Below are 21,898 nucleotides of genomic sequence, written 5' to 3'. Positions count from 1 at the left end.
TTTGTTTTTATATAATTGATTCTAAAGTTGAAGCCAGTCCATGATTTTTAATCTCATCTGAAAATTGGACAAACTGTTTTACAAATTCTTCTTTTGATTTTAAATCTACGCTTTTGAAAGCAGATAAATTTAAAAAATCAATCGGTTGGTCACTGGCAGTCAGAGCAGTATCTTCTGTGGTCATCCAAGGTTCTGCGACTTCATAAGAATTACCGTTATCGTCTGTTTTATATTTTAAATAGTGTCTGTAAGAAGCTGTAAGGAAAGCAACGCGTGTAAGATCTTTATGGTCATGGATCATTTTTGCAAGATTCGGCATGATATACACCGGAAATTTTGAGATCCCGTCAAAACACAACCTGCTCACCTGATCGCTTACACTATGATTGGCAAATCTCTCGATCAGTGTTTGTTTATACTGTTCAAGATCAGTGTTTTCAGGAGCGGGAACATATGGTGTAATATCCGTATCCATAAAATCTTTAATGAATTTTACAATACTTTTATCCATCATGGCTTCATCTACTTTTCTGTATCCTTTCAAAAATGAAGGATAGGAAAGTAAGGTGTGGGAAGCATTTAACAGGCTTAATTTCATATTTTCAAAAGCTGTAACGTCATTGGTGAATTCTACACCAACTTTTTCCCAGCCTGGGCGACCGGCAATGAAATTGTCTTCAATTACCCACTGTACAAAATCTTCACAATATACAGGCACCTGATCATCGGTTCCGCTTTTTTTATTCAGTCTTTGGATATCTTCCGCAGTCGTTGCGGGAGTAATTCTGTCGACCATACTGTTCGGGAAGGTTACATTGGTTTTTACCCATTCTGCCAGTTCTTTATCCTGAGCTTCAATAAAAGTCGTAAAAGCTCTTTTAGCAGTGTTTCCGTTGTGCTGAAGATTATCGCAGGAAAGGATGGTAATACTTCCGTGTCCTTTTAACTTCCGCTGGCGAAGACCTTCTGCAATAAATCCGAAAACCGTTGACGGACTTTTGGGATTTTCCAAATCATGCTTTATTTTTTGATCATGCAGATAAAATTCATTGGTTTCCTTGTCCAGATTATAACCTCCTTCGGTAATGGTAAGGGTAATGATTTTAATTTCCTTTTCTGCAATTTTATGAATGACAGCCTGAGGATCTTCAATACCCCAGATCAACTCGGTTAAAGAGCCGATATGGTAGACTTCATCTTCTCCGTTTCTTCCGCATACGGTTAAGGTATAATCAAGATTCTGATCTCTTAAATGACCTACAATATTTTCATCAGAAGGCAAGAGACAGATTCCGCAAATTCCCCAGTTTTGCTCGTCATTATTTTCAAGCAGAAGATTGGTGTAATATTGCTCATGTGCCCTGTGGAAATTTCCGACACCGATATGTACAATTCCTGACTGAATATTTTCTTTATTATATTGGTATGTTTTGATAGTCATATGAAATAGTTTTTAATTATATATTAATCATTTGCTAAACTTATATTAATAATCATATTGGATGAATGATTTTGTTAAAAATTTGTCAATGGGAACGTTCCCAAAGTTTCGGGAACGTTCCCAATTGCATATTTTTTTATTATTTTTGATAAAAAAACACTCCCGATGAAGCGTGTAACCATTAAAGATCTGTCCAAATTTTTGTCATTATCTACGTCTACGATCTCCCGGGCGCTCCTTAATGATAAAAACGTTAATCCCGAAACTCAAAAAAAAGTATTGGAAGCTGCCGAAAAATTAGGATACAAACCAAACCCTACAGCTTTAAATCTGAAATACGGAGAATCCAAGAATATAGGACTTGTCGTCCCGGAAATGATTACGCCATTTTCGTCAAAAGTTTTGCAGGGAATTCAGGAGATTTTATATCCGCTGGGATATCGGGTGATTATCACACAGTCTGATGAAGATCCTTTAATAGAAAGGAAAAATCTGCAGCTGCTGGAAGAGTTTAATGTTGATGGTATCATTATCAATATGTGCCATGAAACCTATAATGAAGAAATTTACAAAAACATTATAGAAAGAGGAACTCCTATTGTTTTCTTTGACAGAATTCCCGGTAAATCGCTGGAGGTTTCAAAAGTGATCGTAGATGACAATATCAAAGCATCTTTGGTTGTTGAACATTTGATTAATACCGGAAAACGTAAAATTGCCCACATTATGGGGCCTACCACAATCCGGAATGTTATTGAAAGAGCCAACGGCTACAAAAGAATTCTTACAAAACATCATATTTTTAATCAGGATCTTATTGTTGAAACCGAAGGAATGATGTTTGAAGACGGTAAAAATGCGGTGAAAAAGTTATTGGACAAAAGAGTGGAATTCGACAGTATCTTTGCTTTTTCAGATACTTTAGCCATTGGCGCCATGAATTATCTGCTCAGTCAGGGCGTAAAGATCCCCGAAGAGGTTTCTGTGGCGAGTTTTTCGGGAACGGAACTGGCCACTATTGTTCATCCTCAGCTTACGAGTGTAGAGCAACCTTTAATCAAAATGGGAAGTGCGGCTGCTGAATTGATTTTAGAAAAAATAAAAGATGTTTCCTCGCCTAACCGAACAATTTTGATGGATACAGACTTAGTTTACAGGGCTTCTACTTTTTCCAAAACGAACAAAAAACAGGAATAAATATCGCGTAACGTATTGGTAATTAAATAATTTATTGTGTTTCTTAGTGTTTGTAGAATTACTTTTTTTATTGGTCATGTAATGAGTTTTTCTTAGATTTACTTCAATCAGCTTCGTTAAAATTAATATAGTGTTAATCCTTTAAAAATTAATAATAAATACTTTTGCGCTGCTGTTTATTAAACACACGATGGAACCTTTTAAAAAAATATATTCTGAATATAAACATAGAGTTTATTTCTTCGTCAAAAAATACGTCCAAAAAGATGAGGATGTAGAAGATATTGTTCAGGATATTTTTGTGCATATTTGGAAGTATGCCGAAAAAAGAGATGTTAAAGTTCCCTTGGAAGCGATTATTTTCAAAACCTGCAAACAGGAAGTTGCCAATTTCTACCGTAAAAATAAAATCTCCTTTGTAACTTCCGGGCATACAGTTATTGAGGAGGAAGCAGAAGAAAGTCCCGACGAAGCATTTACAGAAGAACAAATCTGTAAAATAGAAGCTTTGTTGGATAAACTGCCTCAGAAAACTAAAAAACTTTTCATTCAGCACAAGATTGAAAATCTCAGCTACTCACAATTGGCCAAAGAAAATAAAATTTCTAAAACTGCTATCGGTAAGCAGATCAACAAAGCAATCAGCTTTTTAAAGGTTAATCTTCAATAATTTCTATTATTTCTTATATGAATTAAATGTTAAATCTTAATTTCTAGGGTTGACGATTTGATGTTTCTGCGTATTTACTGTAAAGACCCTTTTTTAAGGTTGAAATACAGTATGAGTTTAGAAAAAGAATTTAAAGAAAACTGGGATTCAGTTCGTGAAGAACAGAATAAAATAGATGAGGATACAGACCGTAAAATTTGGAAAGGTATTGAACGTAAAATTCAAAAGAAAAAGTCTTCTCAAATGGTATATTGGGCTGCTGCTGTTCTTATCCCGTTATTTAGCCTGTTTTTTTTCTATCAGTCGCCGAAGAAAGGATCATCGGAAACTGAACCGAAATATGTGTTTCAGACCTTTGATAAAGCAAAATCCATTAAGCTGCCGGACGGAAGTATTATTGAATTAAAACCCAACAGTAAAATTATTTTAAATAAAGACTTCGGAGCGGAAAACAGAGATGTTGCTTTTACAGGTAAAGGTAATTTTAATATTACAAAAGATAAAACGAAACCGTTTAGAATTAATGCAGGAGATTTTAAAGTACAGGTTTTAGGAACACAGTTTTTTTTAGATCAGCAGTCTTCTGAGAAAAAAGTGGAGTTGTTTGAAGGAAAAGTAAAAATTGAAAATGATCAAAAAATAACTTACTTATTGCCAAAAGAAATTTGGACCAATGATCAACAAAGTGGAGAGCATCATTATTTTAATAAGAACAAAGAAAAAGATTTCCTTTTTGAAAATGAAAACTATTCAGAAGCAATTTCACAGCTAGAGAATACCTACCATATAAAAATATCTTACCCCGATCAATTTAAAAATAAAAAAGTAAGTGGAGAATTTAAAGGAGATTTTAATCAGGTCCTTTCCGTGATAAGCTTTCCCTTTAATTTAAAACCTGAAATCATCAGTGAAAAAGAAATAATATTAAAAATAAAATAGCACCGATATTGGCGTATCGATGCTGATGGAATCAATTTAAAAAACCGGTAAAAGTTTAAAAAATTAACATTTGCGAATTTATGAAAAAAACAGCAATTAGTATTGCTATGCTTGGTATTTTGTGTTCTGCACAAATGTATTATGCGGTAGAAATACAAACTTACCTACAGTCTTCTCTCACTAAAGGTCTACCTATAACCAAAGTGCTGGAGAAGCTTAGTAAAACTACAAAGACACAAGTTTTCTATTCTGTATCTGATCTCGAAGACATTCTTGTGGATGAAAAAAAATTGGATTATAAGTCTTTGCGTAATTCATTGGATTATCTTAAAAAAAATTATCCTGTTGAGTTCAATATGCAGAATAATATTGTTACTGTAAGGAGAACGTCCAGAAAAATTGCAAGTATAGCGGCATTATCAAAGGTAAATTCAATAAAAAACGATACGATTCCCGAAAAAGAAAAGAAAATAGACGAAGTCGTTTTGGTAGGGTACGGAAAGCAGAATAAAAAAGATATTTCAGGATCTATTGCTTCCATGTCTGAAAAAGATCTGAAAAGTGTAGCTTCAGGTAACTTCGGAGATATGATCGCAGGAAAGGCAACCGGAATCCAGGTGGCACAGACGAATGCCTCTCCGGGAGCTTCACCAAGTATCAGGGTTCGTGGAGTGGGGACTTTAACTGCTGGTGCCAATCCGCTGATTGTTGTGGATGGATTTCCATTGACCGAAGGTACCAATCTCAACTCGATAGACCCGAATTCTATTGCCACGATCGACATTCTTAAAGATGCTGCATCTACTGCCATCTACGGATCCAGAGGGGCAAATGGAGTGATTATGATCCAGACCAAGGAAGGGAAAAAAGGAAAATTAGAATATACATTAGATTCTTATTACGGAATTCAGACAAGAAGTGACAACGAAAAATTTGTCAATGCCTATGATATGGCAACCTATATGAAAGAAGCCCGTGATAACAACTATCTTTCAAAAGGATCAAACAGAAATGCTTCCGATGATAATTCAACAAGAATATCTAAAGGAGCTAGTTTGAGAGAATTGATTCCGGGATATCTTACACCTTATTTGAATAAAGAAAAAGGATTAATTGATAATGACTGGTATTCCACGGTATTAAGACCGGCTCCTATCAGTAATACTTCCCTGAATATCCTTGGAGGAACTGAAAGAAGTAAATTTTCATTTACAGGAAGTTATCTGAATCAAAAAGGTCTCTTAATCGGAACTGGCTATGAAAAATATTCAGGAAATATCAATTTGGTAACCAATGTTACAGATAAACTGAAATTCGGATTTTCTATGTCTCCATCGTATTCAAAAGGACAGCTTTTTGATATGGTGAACGGTGGCAGAACTTATAATCTATTGCAGATGGCTACCACGATGTATCCTTTCTTTGCACCAAGAGATGCCAGTGGAAATCTGAATATATCGCAGCAGATAAAAGCTAATATCCCTTTTGACGGCGCTTTGGTGGAGAATCCTGAAGCGGTTGCCGAAATGACAAGCAGAAAATATACAATGTTCAAAACATTCGGAAATGTTTTCGGAGAATGGAACTTTCTGAAAAATTTCAGATATAAGCTTTCTGCGGGTGGAGATTATACAAGTTATGAATATAACTTTTTCGATCCTTCAAATGTAGGAAGTTATCGTACGGCTGCTCCGGATGCTACTACAGCAAGCAGAACGGAGTATATCACAAAAAATTATCTGATAGAGAACTTATTGACTTTTGATAAAAAGATAGACGATCATTCATTTAACGTGATTGCCGGACAGTCTTTTCAGAAGGAGCAGTCGAATCAGGTGACCACACTGGCTGCCAATTTTGCGGATAACAGTCTTCCCAATATTTCCGGAGGGAGTTCTTTTAAAATAGATGTTACAGATTATACCTGGGCATTGTTGTCTTATTTCGGAAGATTCAATTATACCTATAACAGCAAATATAGCTTTATGGCTTCTTACAGAAGAGATGGTTCTTCACGATTCGGATTAAATACAAAATGGGGAGATTTCTATGCTCTTTCTTTAGGCTGGACCTTAAGTAATGAAAATTTCTTCCCTAAAAATAATTTCTTAAATCCATTAAAATTAAGAGCCAGTTTAGGAACCAATGGAAATAATCAGATTCCAAATTTCGGATCTATGTCTTTGATGGCACAGGAAAATTATGTTTTCGGAGGAATTTTATCACCGGGTTACAGATCCAATACGCCTTCCAATGCTAATCTTACTTGGGAGAAATCAAAATCTACCAACTTTGGAGTTGATTTCGGATTGTTTAATAAATACTTAAATGTTTCTGCAGATTATTATATTTTAAACAGAGACGGCCTTTTGCTGGATGTTCCGGTTCCTCAACAGTCCGGGTATACAACATCTCTTCAGAATATAGGGAGAGTGAAAAATACAGGTTTGGAATTGCAGGTGTCTTTAAGACCTGTTCAGATCGGAGAAAACTTTGAATATTCCAATAATTTCAGTTTTTCGGCCAATAAAAATAAAGTACTGGCTTTAGCCAATAACCAGACTCAGATTGTAGCGGGAGCAAACAATTTTGCGGTAACCAAAGTTGGCGGTTCTATTGCCGAAATGTATGGCTACAATATTCTTGGGATCTATAAATCTCAGGCAGAAATAGATAATTCTCCTCACATTACAGGAACTATGGTGGGAGATTATATTATGGAAGATTTAAATAAGGACGGGAAAATTGATGCCAATGATAAAAAAAGCTTTGGGTCGGGAATTCCGAAATATGTTTTAGGTTTTACCAACTCGTTTAAATACAAAAACTTTGAATTGAATTTTACATTATACAGTGAGCTGGGAAGAAAAATTTATAATGGAGATCAGGTGAGCATTACAGAATCCGGAGAAGGTTTCGGGATCGCCAATCAGTATTATTTTGATAACAGATACAATCCTGTAACGAATCCTAATGGGTTCTATGCCATGCCGAATATGAACTTTTCCAACAACAGAAAAGAAGCCAGAACTTCAAGTGTCTTTTTTAAAAACGGAGATTATGTAAGATTGAGATCATTAAGATTAGCCTATAATTTACCGGAGGATCTATTATCTGCTTTGAAAGTAAGATCGATTCAGTTATATTTTGTAGGGAATAATCTTTTGACATTCACTTCATATAAAGGTCAGAATTTGGATGCGAACTCCGACAGTATGCTTACTCAGGGCTATGACAACGGATACTATCCTGTGGCAAGAACATATTCTTTCGGAATGAATATGAAATTTTAATCAAATCTTTAATACAATTTAAAATGAAAAGAATATATATTCCATTACTTTCAATATTTTTATTGCAGGCCTGCTCATCTGATGTATTGAATACCTCCCCTGAAACGATCAAGCAAACTGCTCAGTTTTATCAGGATCAGGCTCAGCTGGAGCAAGGGGTAAGCTCAGTTTACGGCTCACTTCAATACAATGGTCAATATCAGCTGGCAATGCTAGCTATCGGGGAAATACCTTCTGATAATACCTATGATGAGGTTCCTGCTAATGACAGTTTTACGTATGGTGAATTTGATTTTTTTACCATTCAGCCCAATAATTCACTGATTTCAAATACCTGGAGAGACAATTATATAGGAATTCAGCAGGCTAATATTGTGCTGAACAGAATCGGAGCGGTTTCAATGGACCAGACCCTGAAAAATACCCGTATAGGAGAAGTGAAATTTCTGAGAGCTTTAATGTATTTTAACCTGGTAAGAATTTTTGGAGATGTTCCTTTGGCTACCAAAGAAACCACGGATGTTAATGAATATTTCGGGCAGGGAAGAACTTCTGCAGACACTGTTTACAATTTTATTGAAACCGAATTGAAAGAATCGTTAAACCTACTTCCGGCTTCTCAAACTCAAAAAGGAAGAGTTACAAAAGGTGCCGCTTTAGGGATTTTAGGAAAAGTATTAATCACAAGAAATAAATTCAGTGAAGCTTTGCCTTACCTGCAGCAGATAGAACCTCTTGGATACAGCCTTTTAACAGATGTGACAAAGATTTTTGATGTTGCTAATAAAAATAATTCGGAAATTATTTTTGATGTACAGTTTGCATCAGGTGTGAACGGAAATACGGAAGGAAGCCAGGCATACCAAATGTTTAGTCCGTCTGGTTTTGTGTCGGGGGCTAAAGGTCATAATCTTCCTACAATGAATGTTTACAATATTTATACATCCGGCGATACCAGAAGAAATGCCTATATCGGACTTACGTCTAATAATGTTCCTTATTCCAAAAAGCTGTCAAAGCCTACTACGGCACCTATTGACGGGGGAAGTAATGTAGTGGTTCTCCGTTTGGCAGATGTTTATCTTTCAATGGCAGAATGTTATGCAGTCGCGAATGATTTCACGAATGCGAATTTATATTTAAATAAAATTAAAAACAGAGCCGGACTTGCTTCCGTAAATCTGACCGGCCAGACTCAACTGCTGGATGAGGTCGCTTTGGAAAGAAGAAAAGAATTTGTAGGTGAAGGCCACCGATGGTTTGATCTGGTAAGAACCGGAAAAGCAATTTCAGTAATGACCAGTTATTTCCAGAATACACCAGGTTATGGAACGGCAACTATTAAGCCTTATAATCTTTTAATGCCTGTTCCTCAGGATCAGATCAATACCGACCCGGCAATCAAACAAAATCCAGGATATTAATTAACGTATGAAAAAACTGAATTTAAACTTTTTGAATGTATTATTCGTTTTTATTTCTGTAATTGCTTATTCGCAAATATCATTAAATAAATTTCCGAAAGATAAAATAATGGTGGTAGCACACAGGGCAGATTGGAGAGAAGCTCCCGAAAACTCTGTGATGGCCGTGAAAAAAGCGATTGATAAAGGAATCAATATGGTGGAAATAGATCTGGCACTCACGAAAGATAATGTTTTAATCTTAATGCATGACCAGACGATTGACAGAACGACAACCGGAAAAGGGAAACCTTCAGATTATACTTTAGAGGAAATAAAAAAACTGTATCTGCGAGATGGAGTAGGGTCACCGACACAGATGAAAATTCCTACCCTTGAAGAGGTTTTGGATGTAACAAATGGTAAAATATTCATTAATCTGGATAAAGCATTTGATTATTTTGATTTGGTATATCCTATTCTGAAGAAGAGAAATATGTTTGACCAGATTCTTTTTAAAGGAACTGCAACCTATGAAGACTTTAATAAGAAGTATGGCAAAATTAAAAATGAGATTCATTATATGCCTATCGTAAGATTAAGTGCCAATGAAGGCTGGGAGAAGATCAACGGATATTTAAAAAATTACAAAGTCTACGGTTTTGAATTTACTCTGGGGCTTGATGAAAGTCATTTGATTGATTTCAAAGAGGTTCAGAAAAAAGGCGTCAGAGTATGGGTGAATTCTTTGTGGCCGGATCTTTCTGCAAGTCACAACGATGATTTAATCCTTGAAAATCCTAACGCATACGAATGGTATCTTAAAAATAATGTCAATATTATTCAGACCGACCGACCGAAGGAGCTTATAGAATATTTGAAAAAAATGAAAAAATATTCTTCAACAAACTAAAACCGGAATTCTTTATAGGTTGAAAGAGTCATTCGCTGTATGGATGGCTCTTTCTTTTTTACGCGACTTATTAATAAATATAAGAAATAGTAAAAATATTATTAATTGTAATTGAATGAATTGTGCGGTTTTCAATGTAAACTTACTGTTGTTGGTTAATCTTTTCATGCCGATTGGAACGCCTTTTGTAAGCTTAATAGCAACTTTTAAAAATCAATTACTATGAACTTAATAATACGACTTTTTGTAACGGCAATCGTTGCATTTCTTTTGACCAAAATTTTACCGGGAGTACATTTTGAAGGCTTCTCAACAGCCCTTATTTTTGCGATCGTTTTAGGCGTTTTGAATTTGACAATTAAACCGATTTTAAGTATTCTGGGATTACCGTTAACGATTATAACACTCGGTTTTTTTGCATTGGTAATAAATGCTTTAATTATTTTAATTGCTGATTATTTCATAGACAGTATGGAAGTACGAGGCTTTTGGTGGGCGTTTATTTTCAGTATTTTACTGTCTATTATTACTTCTTTTGCCAATTCGATGTTTTCGGATGATTAAGACACTATATTCATATCACTATAAAAAATCCCGATCATGTACATGGTCGGGATTTTTGTTATTATTTTTTTATGAAATTTAGAAGGGTAATGTTTCCCTGTCCATCTTTTAATTTAATAAAATACTTTCCTGTAGTAAGATGATAAATAGGAATTTCTTTTGAAGAAAATTTATTTTTTGAGATTATTTTCCCTGATAAATCAAAGATTTCAAACTCTTTAAAATCCTTATCTGTATTGATTTTCAATATATCGGAAACCGGATTGGGATATACTTTTATCAGAACGATATTATTTTTATTAGCCTCATTAATATTCAGGTTGACACATGAAGGCGGATTACTGATAACGCCATCCGTAAAATCATAATAAAGAGTGCTTCCCATCGGAATCAGATTGGTGCCGATACTCCCCGGAATATTTTCAAAAGGCGAACAGTTGTTAAATCTTACATTAGCATTTTCAAAGTTTCTTACTGGCTTATACCAGCCTTCGCAACCTGCATCTGTCATTGTAAATCCGGGCCAGAGAGTATCAATGGCAAATCCGTTGATTGCATTAGGGCTCACCATATCTACCATCACACAGCCTCCGTTTGTCCAGTTGGAAGGAGCCTTAAAATAAATACTTGCCGTTGGGATAGTCCCTGTATAATATTTTTTGCTGAATACAGCTGAGGTCGTTCCTGATCCGTTGACCAAAAAAACTTTGATTTCTTTAGTCTGATTAATATTGATTTGTACATTGTTTACTGCCGAACTGGAACTCAAAGTAGGCAGACTGCCATCGGTGGTGTAATAAATAGTTCCGTTTCCGGAAACCGTTACCTGGTAAGGATTGTCATAATGGGTAACTCCGGGAGTCATGGAAATTTGAGAAAATATAAAAAAGGGTAAAAAAAGGAAAGCAGTCAATAGATTTTTTTTCATGGAAATTAGTTTAACAGAGAATTTCAAAGTTAATAAATAGCATGATAAAATGGTTTATTAATTTGAATTTTAAACACATTTGCATACCTTTGGAAATCTTTGAATTAAACAGGAATTTATGAAACTTAAGTACAGTCTGCTGGCTTTGGCAGCTCCGCTTTTAATGAATGCACAACAAGTAATGACGCCTGAGATCCTTTGGACTTTGAAAAAAGTGGGAGTACAGGCAGTTTCTCCGGACCAATCTTCAGTTATTTATAAAATAGGACAGGTTGATCTTAAAACTGAAAAAACAAAAAATGAGAACTACTTTTTAAATGTTCTTAACAATCAGTCTATCAAAATAGATTTCGGCAAAAAAGCTTTAATCCAGTGGGATAAAAATGGGATTTATGCTCAGGAAGGAGATAAAATTTATCTTTCAAAAGACAGCGGAAAAACCTGGTCAGAATTTTATACCATCGGAGAGGCTGATAATATTGTAATTTCTCCGGATGGTAAAAAAATAGCCTTCAGTAAGCAGGTTTTAGTTGAAAAACTAATGGGGAAAGATAAATATTCAGATACTCCCAAAACAACCGCTCAGGTATATACAGATCTTAATCACAGACACTGGGATTACTTTAATGAAGGAAAGTATAACCATGTTTTTGTAGTGAATACCTCTGCAACTGTAGATTCTGCAAAAGATTTACTGGAAGGTAAAACCTGGGATTCTCCACAAAGACCTTTCGGAGGTGCTGAAGATTTTATCTGGAGCCCGGATTCTGCTCAGCTTTTATATGTTACAAAACCGAAAAGCGGTAAAGAATATTCAACAAGTACCAATACAGATATTTTTGCATACGATTTAGCTTCTGGAACAACAAAAAATTTAACGGAAGCAAATAAAGGATACGATGTAAATCCAAAATTCAGTCCTGACGGAAAATCATTAATCTGGCAAAGCATGGCCAGAGATGGATATGAAGCGGATAAAAATGATATCAAAATTTTAGACTGGAAATCAGGTAAAATCTCAAACCTTACCAGTGGCTGGGATGAAAGTGTTTCCGGAGATGTTTTCTGGAGTGGAGATTCAAAAAATATTTATTTCACGGCAGCTTTCAAAGGAACTAAACAGTTATTTTCTTTAGATCCTAAAAACGCAAAAGTTCAGCAGATTACAAAAGGTGATTTTGATGTTAATGAAATATTTGCTGATACTAAAAATTCTCTTTTAGTAGGAAGAACTGATGTAAACCACGCTACGGATCTTTTCTCTGTTAATGTGAAAAACGGAGATATGAAGCAGGTTACAGAGGCCAATAAAGATACTTATGCAAAATTGGCGCAGGGAAAATCTGAATTGAAAATGGTGAAAACTTCGGACGGAAAAGAAATGGGAGTATGGTTCCATTATCCGCCTAACTTTGATCCTAATAAAAAATATCCGACTTTAGTATATTGCCAGGGTGGTCCTCAATCTGCGTTAACTCAATTCTTCAGTGTAAGATGGAATTTTGCGCTTATGGCTGCCAACGGATATATCGTAGTGGCTCCAAATCGCCGCGGAATGCCGGGCTGGGGAACAAAATGGAATGAAGAAATTTCTAAAGACTGGGGCGGACAGCCGATGAGAGATTATCTTGCGGCGACAGATTATGCTAAAACATTGCCTTATGTAGATGGTGACAGAGTAGCAGCTGTAGGAGCTAGTTATGGTGGTTACAGTGTATTCATGTTAGCTGGAATCCACGAAAACAGATTCAAAACTTTCATCGCTCATGATGGGTTATTTGACATGAAATCATGGTATCTGACGACAGAAGAACTTTGGTTTGCCAACTGGGATTTGGGTTCTCCCTGGGAAAAGCCGCTGCCAAAGGCATACACCGAATTCAATCCTAGTAATTTCGTTGAAAAATGGAACAAACCGATTATGATCGTTCAGGGGGGAATTGATTTTCGTGTTCCTTATGAACAGGGACAGGAAGCATTTCAGGCTGCAAAACTGAGAGGTTTAAAGTCTAAACTGGTTTATTTCCCTAACGAAAACCACTGGGTTCTACACCCTCAGAACGGATTGGTTTGGCAGAGAGAATTCTTTGACTGGTTAAAAGAAACACTTTAAAATGTCCTTTTTCAGGACGATTAAGAAATAAAAATCACATTTTAAATATCAATAGAAGCGGGCTTTAGCCCGCTTTTTGTTTGTAAAATACTGTGGCTTTAGCCAAAATTTATATATTTGAATTATGCAGAACCGAATTTCTTCATTTCCTCCATTTATTGATTCATCATCTGAAATTTTAATTTTAGGTTCAATTCCGGGTGTAAAATCTTTAGAAAAACAACAGTATTATGCTCATCCACAAAATAAATTCTGGAAAATAATCTTTGAATTATTTAATGAAGAATTTACAGATGATTATGCTGAGAGAGTTGACATTTTAAAAAGAAATCATATTGCAATTTGGGATGTGATCGATTCCTGTGAAAGAAAAGGAAGTCTTGATTCGGAGATCAGAAATGAAGAAGCGAATAAAATTGGAGAACTTTTGGAAGAATATCCCAATATTAAAGCTATATTTTGCAACGGGGCAAAGTCATATAAGAATCTGCAGAAAATTCTTGGAAAAAATTTTAGAATTCCCGTTCATCTACTGCCTTCTACAAGTCCACTTCATACGATCTCTTTTGAAAAAAAAATTGAAGACTGGAAAGTGATCTTGAACTTTCTTTGAAATTATAATATAAGATGTTTTCCTTCGTCAAGCTTAAGGTAAACTTTAAACCCAGCATGACTGAGTTGTGATGGTAGTCTGAAACAAGGAGTTATTCGGGCTGTCACTCTGAGTTCGTCGAAAGGTTGTTGAATTTTGGACATTATAAGTCCTTGTTTTTCAAAGGTACTTCGGCAGGCTCAGCATTCCTCTTCCTAAAAAACAATAAATAAATTGCTGGTTTTAAGGAGATCCTAAACCTGCCAAAGCATTTTGAATTAAATATTTTTCAGATATTCTCTCAATCCCTCAAGAAGTTGAAGCTGATTTCTTGTTCTGTCCAGATTATGATCAGGATATTTCGTTGAATAATAAGTGCTGCCATTTAAATAATCCGTCAGAAAACGGATTTCCTGAATATAAATCGCCACTTGTGCTGCATAATCCAGATTTTCAGATTCTTCCGGGGTTAATTTTTCTTTAAGGTGAAATAGAAAACCTTCTTTTACAGCTTTATAAATTTCAGGGTTAAAATTATCTGTGGCATTTCCGTCGTCTTCATTAGCCGTATTGGTATATGACTGAATCATCGTGCCGAAATCGTATAAAATGGTAGAAATCATCACGGTATCCATATCAATAACAGCTAATGCTTCAGCGTTTTCATCAAAAAGAATATTACTTATTTTGGCATCAGCATGAATTATTCTTTCAGGAAGTTTTTTATTTTTTACCAGTTCAATCCATTTGTCGGGTAACGTTAAAAGCTGATTAGTCAGTTCTATTTCTCCTGTCGCTTTTTCCATTAAAACAGGATCTGCATCTCTCAATGCTTTTTTGTAATCTGAAATCCTTTTCTCAAAATTAATAAAATCGGGAAGGGTATCTGCTATTTCAATTGAATCTCCGGTATTCACAATATCAAGAAAATGACTGAATGCTTTTGCTGCTTCATAAGCTATTTCCTTAGAGGGTACTTTTAAAAAAGTTGTACTGTCTTCAATATAGTTTTGCATTCTCCAGGGCTGTTCGTTTTCATCATGAACTAGAAATTCCTGAGTAGAGGCTGAAATAGGATCAATAATTGCCAACTCATAATGATGAGACTGAAGCAGGCAATTGATAAGCAGATGATTAATAATTATAGTGCTTGGATTTTTAAAAATAAGATTGTTAATTTTCTGAAGGATATATTTTTTATCATTATCATAGTTTTCCAGAAGATAAGTGGAATTGATCAATCCGTTGGTAATCGGATGAATATCATAATGATCGGTGCCAATAAATTTTCTGACAATAAGGTCTAATTCCATAAGTCTTCTGGGTATCGGTTTTGTTGAATCTGACGGGTAAGATTGTTTTTAAGAATGATTTTATCATCTGCATAAGTCATTCCTATCCATTGAGAAGGTGATGATTTTACCAGTACTTTTATTTTTTCTTCATTAATCATGCTCTGTACGGCAAAAGGGATATAAAATTCTTCTTTAGGAGCTGGGTTTGACTTAATGAATTCAATAAAATAGTTTTCCAGAGAATTGAAAAATTCGGGATGAAAAACAAAGAAATTCATTGAAACTAAAGTATCGGGACTTATTTTTACATCTGTATCGTTTTCAGTGTAAATAATAGCATTATTTTCTCTTCTTACAGAAGTCTGCTCTTCAATTTTTAATAAATGATTTTCGGAATCTAGCGTACAGATTCCTCTTGCAACCGTACCGTTTTCACTTAAGGTCGTTTCAACGGGATAAGCAATTAATTCAAACTGTGAAGCAGAAATATCTCCTGAATCCATCTCTGTGGATGCTAACTGATAAATTTCTTTGCCATAAAAATCATCTGCATTAATGACAACAAATAATTCATTAATTACTGCTTTTGCACAAAGAACGGCATGTCCCGTTCCCCATGGTTTCTCCCGGGAGGAAATATCTTGATCTTCAGGAACTCCTTTTTCCATCTCCTGATATACCCAGATCAGTTCAAAATTCTTCTGTTTTGAGATATTCTGTAGTCTCTCGATATAACTTTCGGGGACAAACCTGTTGATTACAATAACAATTTTATTGAAACCGGCTTCCAAAGCATCATAAATAGAATATTCCAGAATGGGAGAACCGTTCTCTAAAATTCCATCTACCTGTTTCAGTCCTTTGTAACGAGTTCCAAGCCCTCCGGCTAATATGAGAAGTGTTTTCTTATAATTCATCGGTCATTCCAAATACAGGTTTACGGTTTTTATATAGTCCTTTTGTGAAATCAGGGATATCAATAGCCTGTCCGCCTTTAGCAATCGACTCCTCACTGAGTGGCGTTATAGAATACCAGGTAGCAAGATCGTATACATCCATTGGGAATTCAATATTTCGTTTAATACATTCGATAAAAGTGTTCATAACAAAGAAATCCATACCGCCATGTCCGGCACCGGTAGCCTGATTTTCAAACTTCTTCCACATAGGGTGGTCATATTCCTTCAGCCACTTTTCGGAATTATCCCATTTATGGGTATGATTCATTATTTTTTCAAAATAAATGTGTCCCTCAGCCGGTCTGCCTGATCCGAAATCCTGCCACAATCCTTCTGTTCCCTGTACCCGGAATCCCAGATCATAAGGTCTCTGAAGACTCGTATCATGGGTCAAAAGTATAGTTTCTCCATTTTCACAGGCAATTTGAGTGGTAACAACATCTCCCTGGTTGAATTTCACTTTGGCATTCGGATGATTCTCTCCGCCTTTCGGATGGTCTACAATATACTTGTGAAGACCAAGGGCTTTTGATGAAAAAGAGGACAGTCTCGTCAGCCTGTTTCCACGGTTAATGTCCATTGCCATAGCGATAGGACCTAAACCGTGAGTAGGGTAGAGCTCTCCGTTTCGTTTTACATAATGCTCCGTTCTCCATTTTGCTTCACTAAAGCCTTTGGCTCCGAATTCGACTCCTGAGTTGTAAGGTGTAACGCCATCGTTGAATAAAACTCCGCGAAGATCATGCTGATAACCGCCCCGTCCGTGAACAAGCTCTCCAAACATTCCTTTTCGTACCATGTTAAGTATGGCCATGATATCTCTTCGGTAGCAGACATTTTCCATCATGAAAATCGGAACTTTTGCTTCTTCATAAGCTTTTACAAACTCCCAGCAGTCCTGAAGTTTTATCGCTCCGGAAACCTCCATTCCGACAATTTTTTTGGCTCGCATAGCTTCCACTCCCTGAGTAAGATGCCACTCCCACGGGGTTGCGATCACGACTGCATCAATATTTTTAAGCTTCAGAAGATTTTTGTAATCAAGCTCACCATTAGAGAATTCTTTGGCTGCTGGTTTATTGTTGTCTTTCAGGATTTTCTGACATTCGGAAAGCATGATTTTGCTTGGATCTGCAAAGGCTATAATTTCTACATCATTTCTTTTGGCCAGAAGTTTTACATGCTCACGTCCCCTGAGGCCCACTCCGATAAAACCTACCCGGACTTTTTTATCAGTTGTAAAACCTTCGGAGTATGCAAATAGGGAGTTGGGTAAAACAAGGGCTCCAAAACTTGCTAAGGCAGCAGTTTTAATAAAGCTTCTACGGGAATTATTCATAAATGTATTTTTATTTTAAAGATATTAAAATATCATTACGAAAAAACGAATTTTAGCAAATTATCGGGATGGATAAATCAATTAATCATTATCTATGAACGTTTTTATTTGGTTTTATATAAAAAGTGTGTTCTATATTATAAAACACACTTTTATTAAAAATATTTAAATCTATGAATGTTACTTTTCTACAGCATACACTTCTTCATAAGGCTGAATCAATACCCAGCCATGTCCTGAAAATTTCATCTGGAATTCTTCACCACTTCCTCTTCCTATTAAACTTTTAAAAGAAACATTGGTCTTCAATTCCGGGCTTAGGTTTCCAGACCATGCTACTGTTGCATTAGGATCTGTAAAAACAGGATTTTCCGGTGTTACCAGTAATGTTAACGGATCTCCGTGAGTGGTGATGGCAATATGCCCTGTTCCTGAAAGTTTTACCTGAAATAAGCCCCCTGACATTACTCCGGCAACACTTTTCAACATGGTAATATCATTTTTAATGCTCTGCTCATGGGCTAAGACATCATTTCCGTTAACACAGACAGATTCGTTATTCAAATAAAGGATACGAACTTTTTTCCCTGAGTCAGCGACATATAATTTTCCTGTTCCTTCAGCTTTCATCAGTTTGGCGCCTTCTCCGCTGATGGCTTTTTTCAGAAGATTTCCAAGTCCTCCGGAAAGCATTCCCTGTTTTTCAAATTTAATGTTTCCGATGTAGCCAACCATACTTCCTGCTTTTGTCCAGACAGATTGGTTATTAAGATTAATTTCCAGCAGCTGAGGCTTTTCAAGCTCGAAATAATCTCTTTCCATTGGATTCTCTTTTGTCTCGTTGACGAAAGATTCAATTGAATATTTGCTCATGAGTGTACAATTTTTTGTGTTCCAAAACTAAACTTTTTTCTCTTTACAAATCACCGTAATATCACGGTTTTTAATTTCATTTGAAATAATACTTGACAAAGGGGTATCGAATGTCGTATATTTGCACCTCGAAAATTACACCTTGTAATTTCAATAAATTTTTAAACCGTAATTTAAAAAATGAAGACATCCGATTTTAATTTCGACCTTCCTGCAGAATTATTGGCAGAACACCCGGCTGAGCACAGAGACGAAGCAAGATTAATGGTTCTTGATCGTAAAACTCAAACTATTGAGCATAAGTTATTTAAAGACGTTGTTGATTACTTTGATGAAAAAGATTTATTCATCTTCAACAACACTAAAGTTTTCCCTGCCCGTCTTTATGGAAATAAAGAAAAAACAGGTGCTAAAATTGAAGTTTTCTTGTTAAGAGAGCTTGATAAAGAAACTCGTGTTTGGGATGTTTTGGTAGATCCTGCAAGAAAAATAAGAATTGGTAACAAGTTATTCTTTACAGAAGATGAATCTTTGGTAGCTGAGGTTATTGACAATACAACGTCAAGAGGAAGAACATTAAGATTCTTATTTGACGGTTCTTACGAAGAATTCAGAGCTAAATTAAAAGAATTGGGGGAAACCCCGCTTCCGAAATACATCAAAAGAGATGTTGAGCCTGAAGATGCAGAAAGATATCAGACTATTTATGCAAAAATCGAAGGCGCTGTAGCGGCACCTACTGCAGGTTTACACTTCTCTAAGCATTTGATGAAGAGATTGGAAATCAAAGGAATCGATTTTGCTGAAGTTACACTTCACGTTGGATTGGGAACTTTCAACCCTATTGAAGTTGAAGATCTTTCTAAGCACAAAATGGAATCTGAAGAAATCATCATCGATGAAAAGAATGCTGATATCATCAACAGAGCAGTAGATGCTCACAGAAGAGTTTGTGCTGTGGGAACAACCACAATGAGAGCTCTGGAAACTTCTGTTTCTTCAAACAAAAAGATTTCTGCTTTCCAGGGATGGACCAATAAATTTATTTATCCGCCTCACGATTTCGGAGTTGCCAATACAATGATCACCAACTTCCACACGCCAAAATCTACATTAATTATGATGATTGCAGCGTTTGCAGGAAGAGATTTTGTAATGCAGGCTTACGAAGAAGCGGTAAGAGAGAAGTATAAATTCTACTCTTATGGAGATGCAATGTTAATTTTATAAAAAGATAATAGGAAATAGGATTTAGGGATTAGTTTGTCCCTGGATCCTAAGTCCTAATACCTAAACCCTCAAATGAAAGATATTCGTACTTTATCACTAGACCAGCTTAAAGACTATTTTATGTCTTTGGGAGAAAAACCGTTTCGTGCGAAGCAGGTATATGACTGGTTGTGGAGTAAAAATCTCCATTCGATAGATGAAATGACGAATCTTTCGAAAACCCTTCGTGAAAGAATTTCCGAAGAATATACTATCAATCCTGTTTCTGTGGATCTTCTGCAGAAAAGTACAGACGGAACAATTAAAAACGGTGTGAAACTTCATGACGGTTTATTGGTAGAATCTGTATTAATTCCTACAGAAACAAGAACTACTGCTTGTGTTTCCTCACAGGTGGGATGTTCGCTTAACTGCGAATTCTGCGCCACAGCAAGGCTCAAAAGAATGAGGAATCTTGAGGTCGCTGAAATCGTGGATCAGGTAGCTTTAATCGACAGCCAGAGTAAGATGTACTTCGACAGACCACTTTCCAATATCGTTTTTATGGGAATGGGGGAGCCGATGATGAATTACAAAAATGTGGTTGAAGCGATCCGAAAAATCACCCAGCCGGAAGGTTTGGGGATGTCACCAAGAAGAATTACTGTTTCTACATCAGGAATTCCCAAAATGATCAAAATGCTGGCCGATGATGATCTGCGTGTGAAACTGGCGTTGTCCCTTCACTCAGCCATTGAAGCTAAGCGTAATGAAATCATGCCGTTTTCGGATAAATTTCCATTAACGGATATTATGGAATCTCTTCAGTACTGGTATCAGAAAACAGGTTCTGTTATTACTTTTGAATACTGTGTCTGGAAAGGTATTAATGATACCGATGAAGACATCAGAGCTTTGATTAAATACTGTAAACAGGTTCCTTCCAAAGTTAATTTAATTCAATACAACCCGATCGGAGACGGAAAATACGATAAATGCAACAAGCAGGCGGAAGAAAATTATGTTCGCCAACTTGAAAATGCCGGTATTACCGTGATGATCCGTAAAAGCCGTGGCGGTGATATTGACGCGGCCTGTGGTCAGTTGGCGAATAAAACAGCGGATTAAAATTTCCTTAAAAAAACAAAATTAATTCTTAACAATTTCTTAAAATCTTACATTTGTACTAAACTAATGTGCAATGATGGATTTCCTTATGGGCGAAGACGGGCTTGAAAATGTCTATGCCTGGTCTATTCCTATTCATGCCACCGTGATTTTAGCTGAGATGATTTACAGCCATGTTTCGGAGGCTAAATTATACAATGGAAAAGATGTGGCTACGAGTGTTTATTTAGCATTAATGAACTTCGGGCTTGATCTTGTGATGAAGGTTTTCGCGATGGGAGTGATGTTTTTCTTTTACAATCACAGACTTTTTTCGTGGAATTTTACGGTGTGGTACTGGCTGATCTGTTTTGTGATAACGGATTTTGCCTATTATGTTTTACACTATGTTGATCACCATTCCAGAGCGTTTTGGGCAGTGCATATTACCCATCATAATTCGGAATATTTTAACCTGACAACAGGTTTCAGAAGCCCTGTTTTACAACCGCTTTACCGATATTTATATTTTTCTCCACTGGCATTTTTAGGATTTAATCCGTGGCACATTATGGTTGTTTATGCAATCGGTCAGGTGTACGGAACATGGGTTCATACGCAGACCGTAAAAACAATGGGCTTTTTGGAATATATTTTGGTAACGCCTTCTCATCACCGTGTTCATCATGCATGTAATATCAAATATCTGGACCGAAATATGGGAATGTGTCTGATTATCTGGGATAAGATTTTCGGGACATTTGAAAAAGAAGATCCTGCTATTCCTGTAAAATATGGCATTTATCCAAAAATGCCTGATAATAAGCCGGATACCGTTCTCTTGTATGAATGGCGTAAAATATGGAAAGATATTAAGCAGCCGGGATTAAAATTTTCAGACCGGATCAATTATCTCTTTAATTCTCCAGGCTGGAGGCATGATGGTACCGGAAAAACGGTAAGACAATATCAAAAAGAATACAAGGCGAAAAAGAACATGAAAAAAGAAAATGTTCAGAAAAAATCTGCTTAGTTTATAACACAAATAGTAGAAATGTTTTCT

18 protein-coding genes are annotated in these 21,898 nt (G+C 36.0%); 12 read left to right on the top strand and 6 right to left on the bottom strand.

Annotation, left to right across the window (positions count from 1 at the left end):
* Window positions 1–7: 7 nt before the first annotated feature.
* Complete coding sequence (locus M2373_RS13570; protein ID WP_259111584.1) at window positions 8–1,441, bottom strand: mannitol dehydrogenase family protein; 1,434 nt, start codon at window positions 1,439–1,441, stop codon at window positions 8–10.
* Window positions 1,442–1,606: 165 nt separating this feature from the next.
* Here M2373_RS13570 and M2373_RS13565 point away from each other — a divergent pair, with 165 nt between their 5' ends.
* The 7 genes from M2373_RS13565 to M2373_RS13535 all read left to right on the top strand — a co-directional run bounded on the left by M2373_RS13565 (window position 1,607) and on the right by M2373_RS13535 (window position 10,420).
* The gene (locus M2373_RS13565; protein ID WP_259111583.1) at window positions 1,607–2,638 is read left to right on the top strand and encodes a LacI family DNA-binding transcriptional regulator; all 1,032 of its coding nucleotides are present in this window, start codon (window positions 1,607–1,609) and stop codon (window positions 2,636–2,638) included.
* A 190-nt stretch (window positions 2,639–2,828) separates the two neighbouring features.
* Entirely contained in the window at window positions 2,829–3,308 is a 480-nt protein-coding gene (locus tag M2373_RS13560) for an RNA polymerase sigma factor (RefSeq protein WP_259111582.1), read from the top strand.
* Between the two features lie 111 nt (window positions 3,309–3,419).
* Entirely contained in the window at window positions 3,420–4,247 is an 828-nt protein-coding gene (locus M2373_RS13555) for a FecR family protein (RefSeq protein ID WP_259111581.1), read from the top strand.
* Window positions 4,248–4,327: 80 nt separating this feature from the next.
* Window positions 4,328–7,540, top strand: a complete 3,213-nt coding sequence (locus tag M2373_RS13550) for a SusC/RagA family TonB-linked outer membrane protein (protein ID WP_259111580.1) — start codon at window positions 4,328–4,330, stop codon at window positions 7,538–7,540.
* 23 nt (window positions 7,541–7,563) lie between these two features.
* On the top strand, window positions 7,564–8,964 hold the full coding sequence (locus M2373_RS13545) for a RagB/SusD family nutrient uptake outer membrane protein (protein WP_259111579.1): 1,401 nt from the start codon (window positions 7,564–7,566) through the stop codon (window positions 8,962–8,964).
* Window positions 8,965–8,971: 7 nt separating this feature from the next.
* On the top strand, window positions 8,972–9,856 hold the full coding sequence (locus tag M2373_RS13540; RefSeq protein WP_259111578.1) for a glycerophosphodiester phosphodiesterase family protein: 885 nt from the start codon (window positions 8,972–8,974) through the stop codon (window positions 9,854–9,856).
* Between the two features lie 222 nt (window positions 9,857–10,078).
* Window positions 10,079–10,420: a phage holin family protein gene (locus M2373_RS13535; protein WP_259111577.1), complete on the top strand. Its 342-nt coding sequence runs from the start codon at window positions 10,079–10,081 to the stop codon at window positions 10,418–10,420.
* 61 nt (window positions 10,421–10,481) lie between these two features.
* Here M2373_RS13535 and M2373_RS13530 read toward each other — a convergent pair whose 3' ends face one another.
* Window positions 10,482–11,348 (bottom strand): T9SS type A sorting domain-containing protein, encoded by an 867-nt coding sequence (locus M2373_RS13530; protein WP_259111576.1) that lies wholly within the window; start codon window positions 11,346–11,348, stop codon window positions 10,482–10,484.
* Between the two features lie 118 nt (window positions 11,349–11,466).
* Between M2373_RS13530 and M2373_RS13525 the strand changes: the two genes are divergently transcribed.
* Window positions 11,467–13,461, top strand: a complete 1,995-nt coding sequence (locus tag M2373_RS13525; protein WP_259111575.1) for a S9 family peptidase — start codon at window positions 11,467–11,469, stop codon at window positions 13,459–13,461.
* A gap of 124 nt (window positions 13,462–13,585) precedes the next feature.
* Window positions 13,586–14,074 (top strand): DNA-deoxyinosine glycosylase, encoded by a 489-nt coding sequence (locus M2373_RS13520; RefSeq protein WP_259111574.1) that lies wholly within the window; start codon window positions 13,586–13,588, stop codon window positions 14,072–14,074.
* 257 nt (window positions 14,075–14,331) lie between these two features.
* On the opposite strand, the gene M2373_RS13515 is transcribed toward M2373_RS13520, so the two are convergent.
* The 4 genes from M2373_RS13515 to M2373_RS13500 all read right to left on the bottom strand — a co-directional run bounded on the left by M2373_RS13515 (window position 14,332) and on the right by M2373_RS13500 (window position 18,519).
* Window positions 14,332–15,366, bottom strand: coding sequence for a phosphotransferase enzyme family protein (locus M2373_RS13515; protein ID WP_259111573.1), 1,035 nt, complete (start codon window positions 15,364–15,366; stop codon window positions 14,332–14,334).
* Window positions 15,357–16,265, bottom strand: a complete 909-nt coding sequence (locus tag M2373_RS13510) for a sugar phosphate nucleotidyltransferase (protein ID WP_259111572.1) — start codon at window positions 16,263–16,265, stop codon at window positions 15,357–15,359. Before M2373_RS13510 ends, M2373_RS13515 begins: the two co-directional genes overlap by 10 nt.
* Window positions 16,255–17,646, bottom strand: coding sequence for a Gfo/Idh/MocA family protein (locus M2373_RS13505; RefSeq protein WP_259111571.1), 1,392 nt, complete (start codon window positions 17,644–17,646; stop codon window positions 16,255–16,257). The genes M2373_RS13510 and M2373_RS13505 overlap by 11 nt, the downstream gene beginning before the upstream one ends.
* 180 nt (window positions 17,647–17,826) lie before the next feature.
* Entirely contained in the window at window positions 17,827–18,519 is a 693-nt protein-coding gene (locus tag M2373_RS13500; protein ID WP_259111570.1) for an AIM24 family protein, read from the bottom strand.
* A gap of 180 nt (window positions 18,520–18,699) precedes the next feature.
* On the opposite strand from M2373_RS13500, the gene queA reads away from it, so the two are divergent.
* From queA to M2373_RS13485, 3 genes are all read left to right on the top strand, one after another.
* A complete protein-coding gene (gene queA / locus M2373_RS13495; RefSeq protein WP_259111569.1) occupies window positions 18,700–19,749 on the top strand; it encodes a tRNA preQ1(34) S-adenosylmethionine ribosyltransferase-isomerase QueA in 1,050 nt (349 codons plus the stop codon).
* 72 nt (window positions 19,750–19,821) lie between these two features.
* Window positions 19,822–20,856, top strand: coding sequence for a 23S rRNA (adenine(2503)-C(2))-methyltransferase RlmN (rlmN, locus tag M2373_RS13490; protein WP_259111568.1), 1,035 nt, complete (start codon window positions 19,822–19,824; stop codon window positions 20,854–20,856).
* Between the two features lie 73 nt (window positions 20,857–20,929).
* A complete protein-coding gene (locus M2373_RS13485) occupies window positions 20,930–21,868 on the top strand; it encodes a sterol desaturase family protein (protein WP_259111567.1) in 939 nt (312 codons plus the stop codon).
* The last annotated feature ends 30 nt before the right edge of the window (window positions 21,869–21,898 follow it).

Source organism: Chryseobacterium sp. JUb7, assembly GCF_024806495.1.
Classification (GTDB): Bacteria; Bacteroidota; Bacteroidia; order Flavobacteriales; family Weeksellaceae; genus Chryseobacterium.
Note: the sequence above shows the minus strand (reverse complement) of the source record. Positions and strands in the feature narration are given on the sequence as shown.

Coding starts and splice junctions, on each gene's coding strand:
- M2373_RS13570 (WP_259111584.1), bottom strand. CDS start 1,441: ATGACTATCAAAACATACCAATATAATAAAGAAAATATTCAGTCAGGA.
- M2373_RS13565 (WP_259111583.1), top strand. CDS start 1,607: ATGAAGCGTGTAACCATTAAAGATCTGTCCAAATTTTTGTCATTATCT.
- M2373_RS13560 (WP_259111582.1), top strand. CDS start 2,829: ATGGAACCTTTTAAAAAAATATATTCTGAATATAAACATAGAGTTTAT.
- M2373_RS13555 (WP_259111581.1), top strand. CDS start 3,420: ATGAGTTTAGAAAAAGAATTTAAAGAAAACTGGGATTCAGTTCGTGAA.
- M2373_RS13550 (WP_259111580.1), top strand. CDS start 4,328: ATGAAAAAAACAGCAATTAGTATTGCTATGCTTGGTATTTTGTGTTCT.
- M2373_RS13545 (WP_259111579.1), top strand. CDS start 7,564: ATGAAAAGAATATATATTCCATTACTTTCAATATTTTTATTGCAGGCC.
- M2373_RS13540 (WP_259111578.1), top strand. CDS start 8,972: ATGAAAAAACTGAATTTAAACTTTTTGAATGTATTATTCGTTTTTATT.
- M2373_RS13535 (WP_259111577.1), top strand. CDS start 10,079: ATGAACTTAATAATACGACTTTTTGTAACGGCAATCGTTGCATTTCTT.
- M2373_RS13530 (WP_259111576.1), bottom strand. CDS start 11,348: ATGAAAAAAAATCTATTGACTGCTTTCCTTTTTTTACCCTTTTTTATA.
- M2373_RS13525 (WP_259111575.1), top strand. CDS start 11,467: ATGAAACTTAAGTACAGTCTGCTGGCTTTGGCAGCTCCGCTTTTAATG.
- M2373_RS13520 (WP_259111574.1), top strand. CDS start 13,586: ATGCAGAACCGAATTTCTTCATTTCCTCCATTTATTGATTCATCATCT.
- M2373_RS13515 (WP_259111573.1), bottom strand. CDS start 15,366: ATGGAATTAGACCTTATTGTCAGAAAATTTATTGGCACCGATCATTAT.
- M2373_RS13510 (WP_259111572.1), bottom strand. CDS start 16,265: ATGAATTATAAGAAAACACTTCTCATATTAGCCGGAGGGCTTGGAACT.
- M2373_RS13505 (WP_259111571.1), bottom strand. CDS start 17,646: ATGAATAATTCCCGTAGAAGCTTTATTAAAACTGCTGCCTTAGCAAGT.
- M2373_RS13500 (WP_259111570.1), bottom strand. CDS start 18,519: ATGAGCAAATATTCAATTGAATCTTTCGTCAACGAGACAAAAGAGAAT.
- queA (WP_259111569.1), top strand. CDS start 18,700: ATGAAGACATCCGATTTTAATTTCGACCTTCCTGCAGAATTATTGGCA.
- rlmN (WP_259111568.1), top strand. CDS start 19,822: ATGAAAGATATTCGTACTTTATCACTAGACCAGCTTAAAGACTATTTT.
- M2373_RS13485 (WP_259111567.1), top strand. CDS start 20,930: ATGATGGATTTCCTTATGGGCGAAGACGGGCTTGAAAATGTCTATGCC.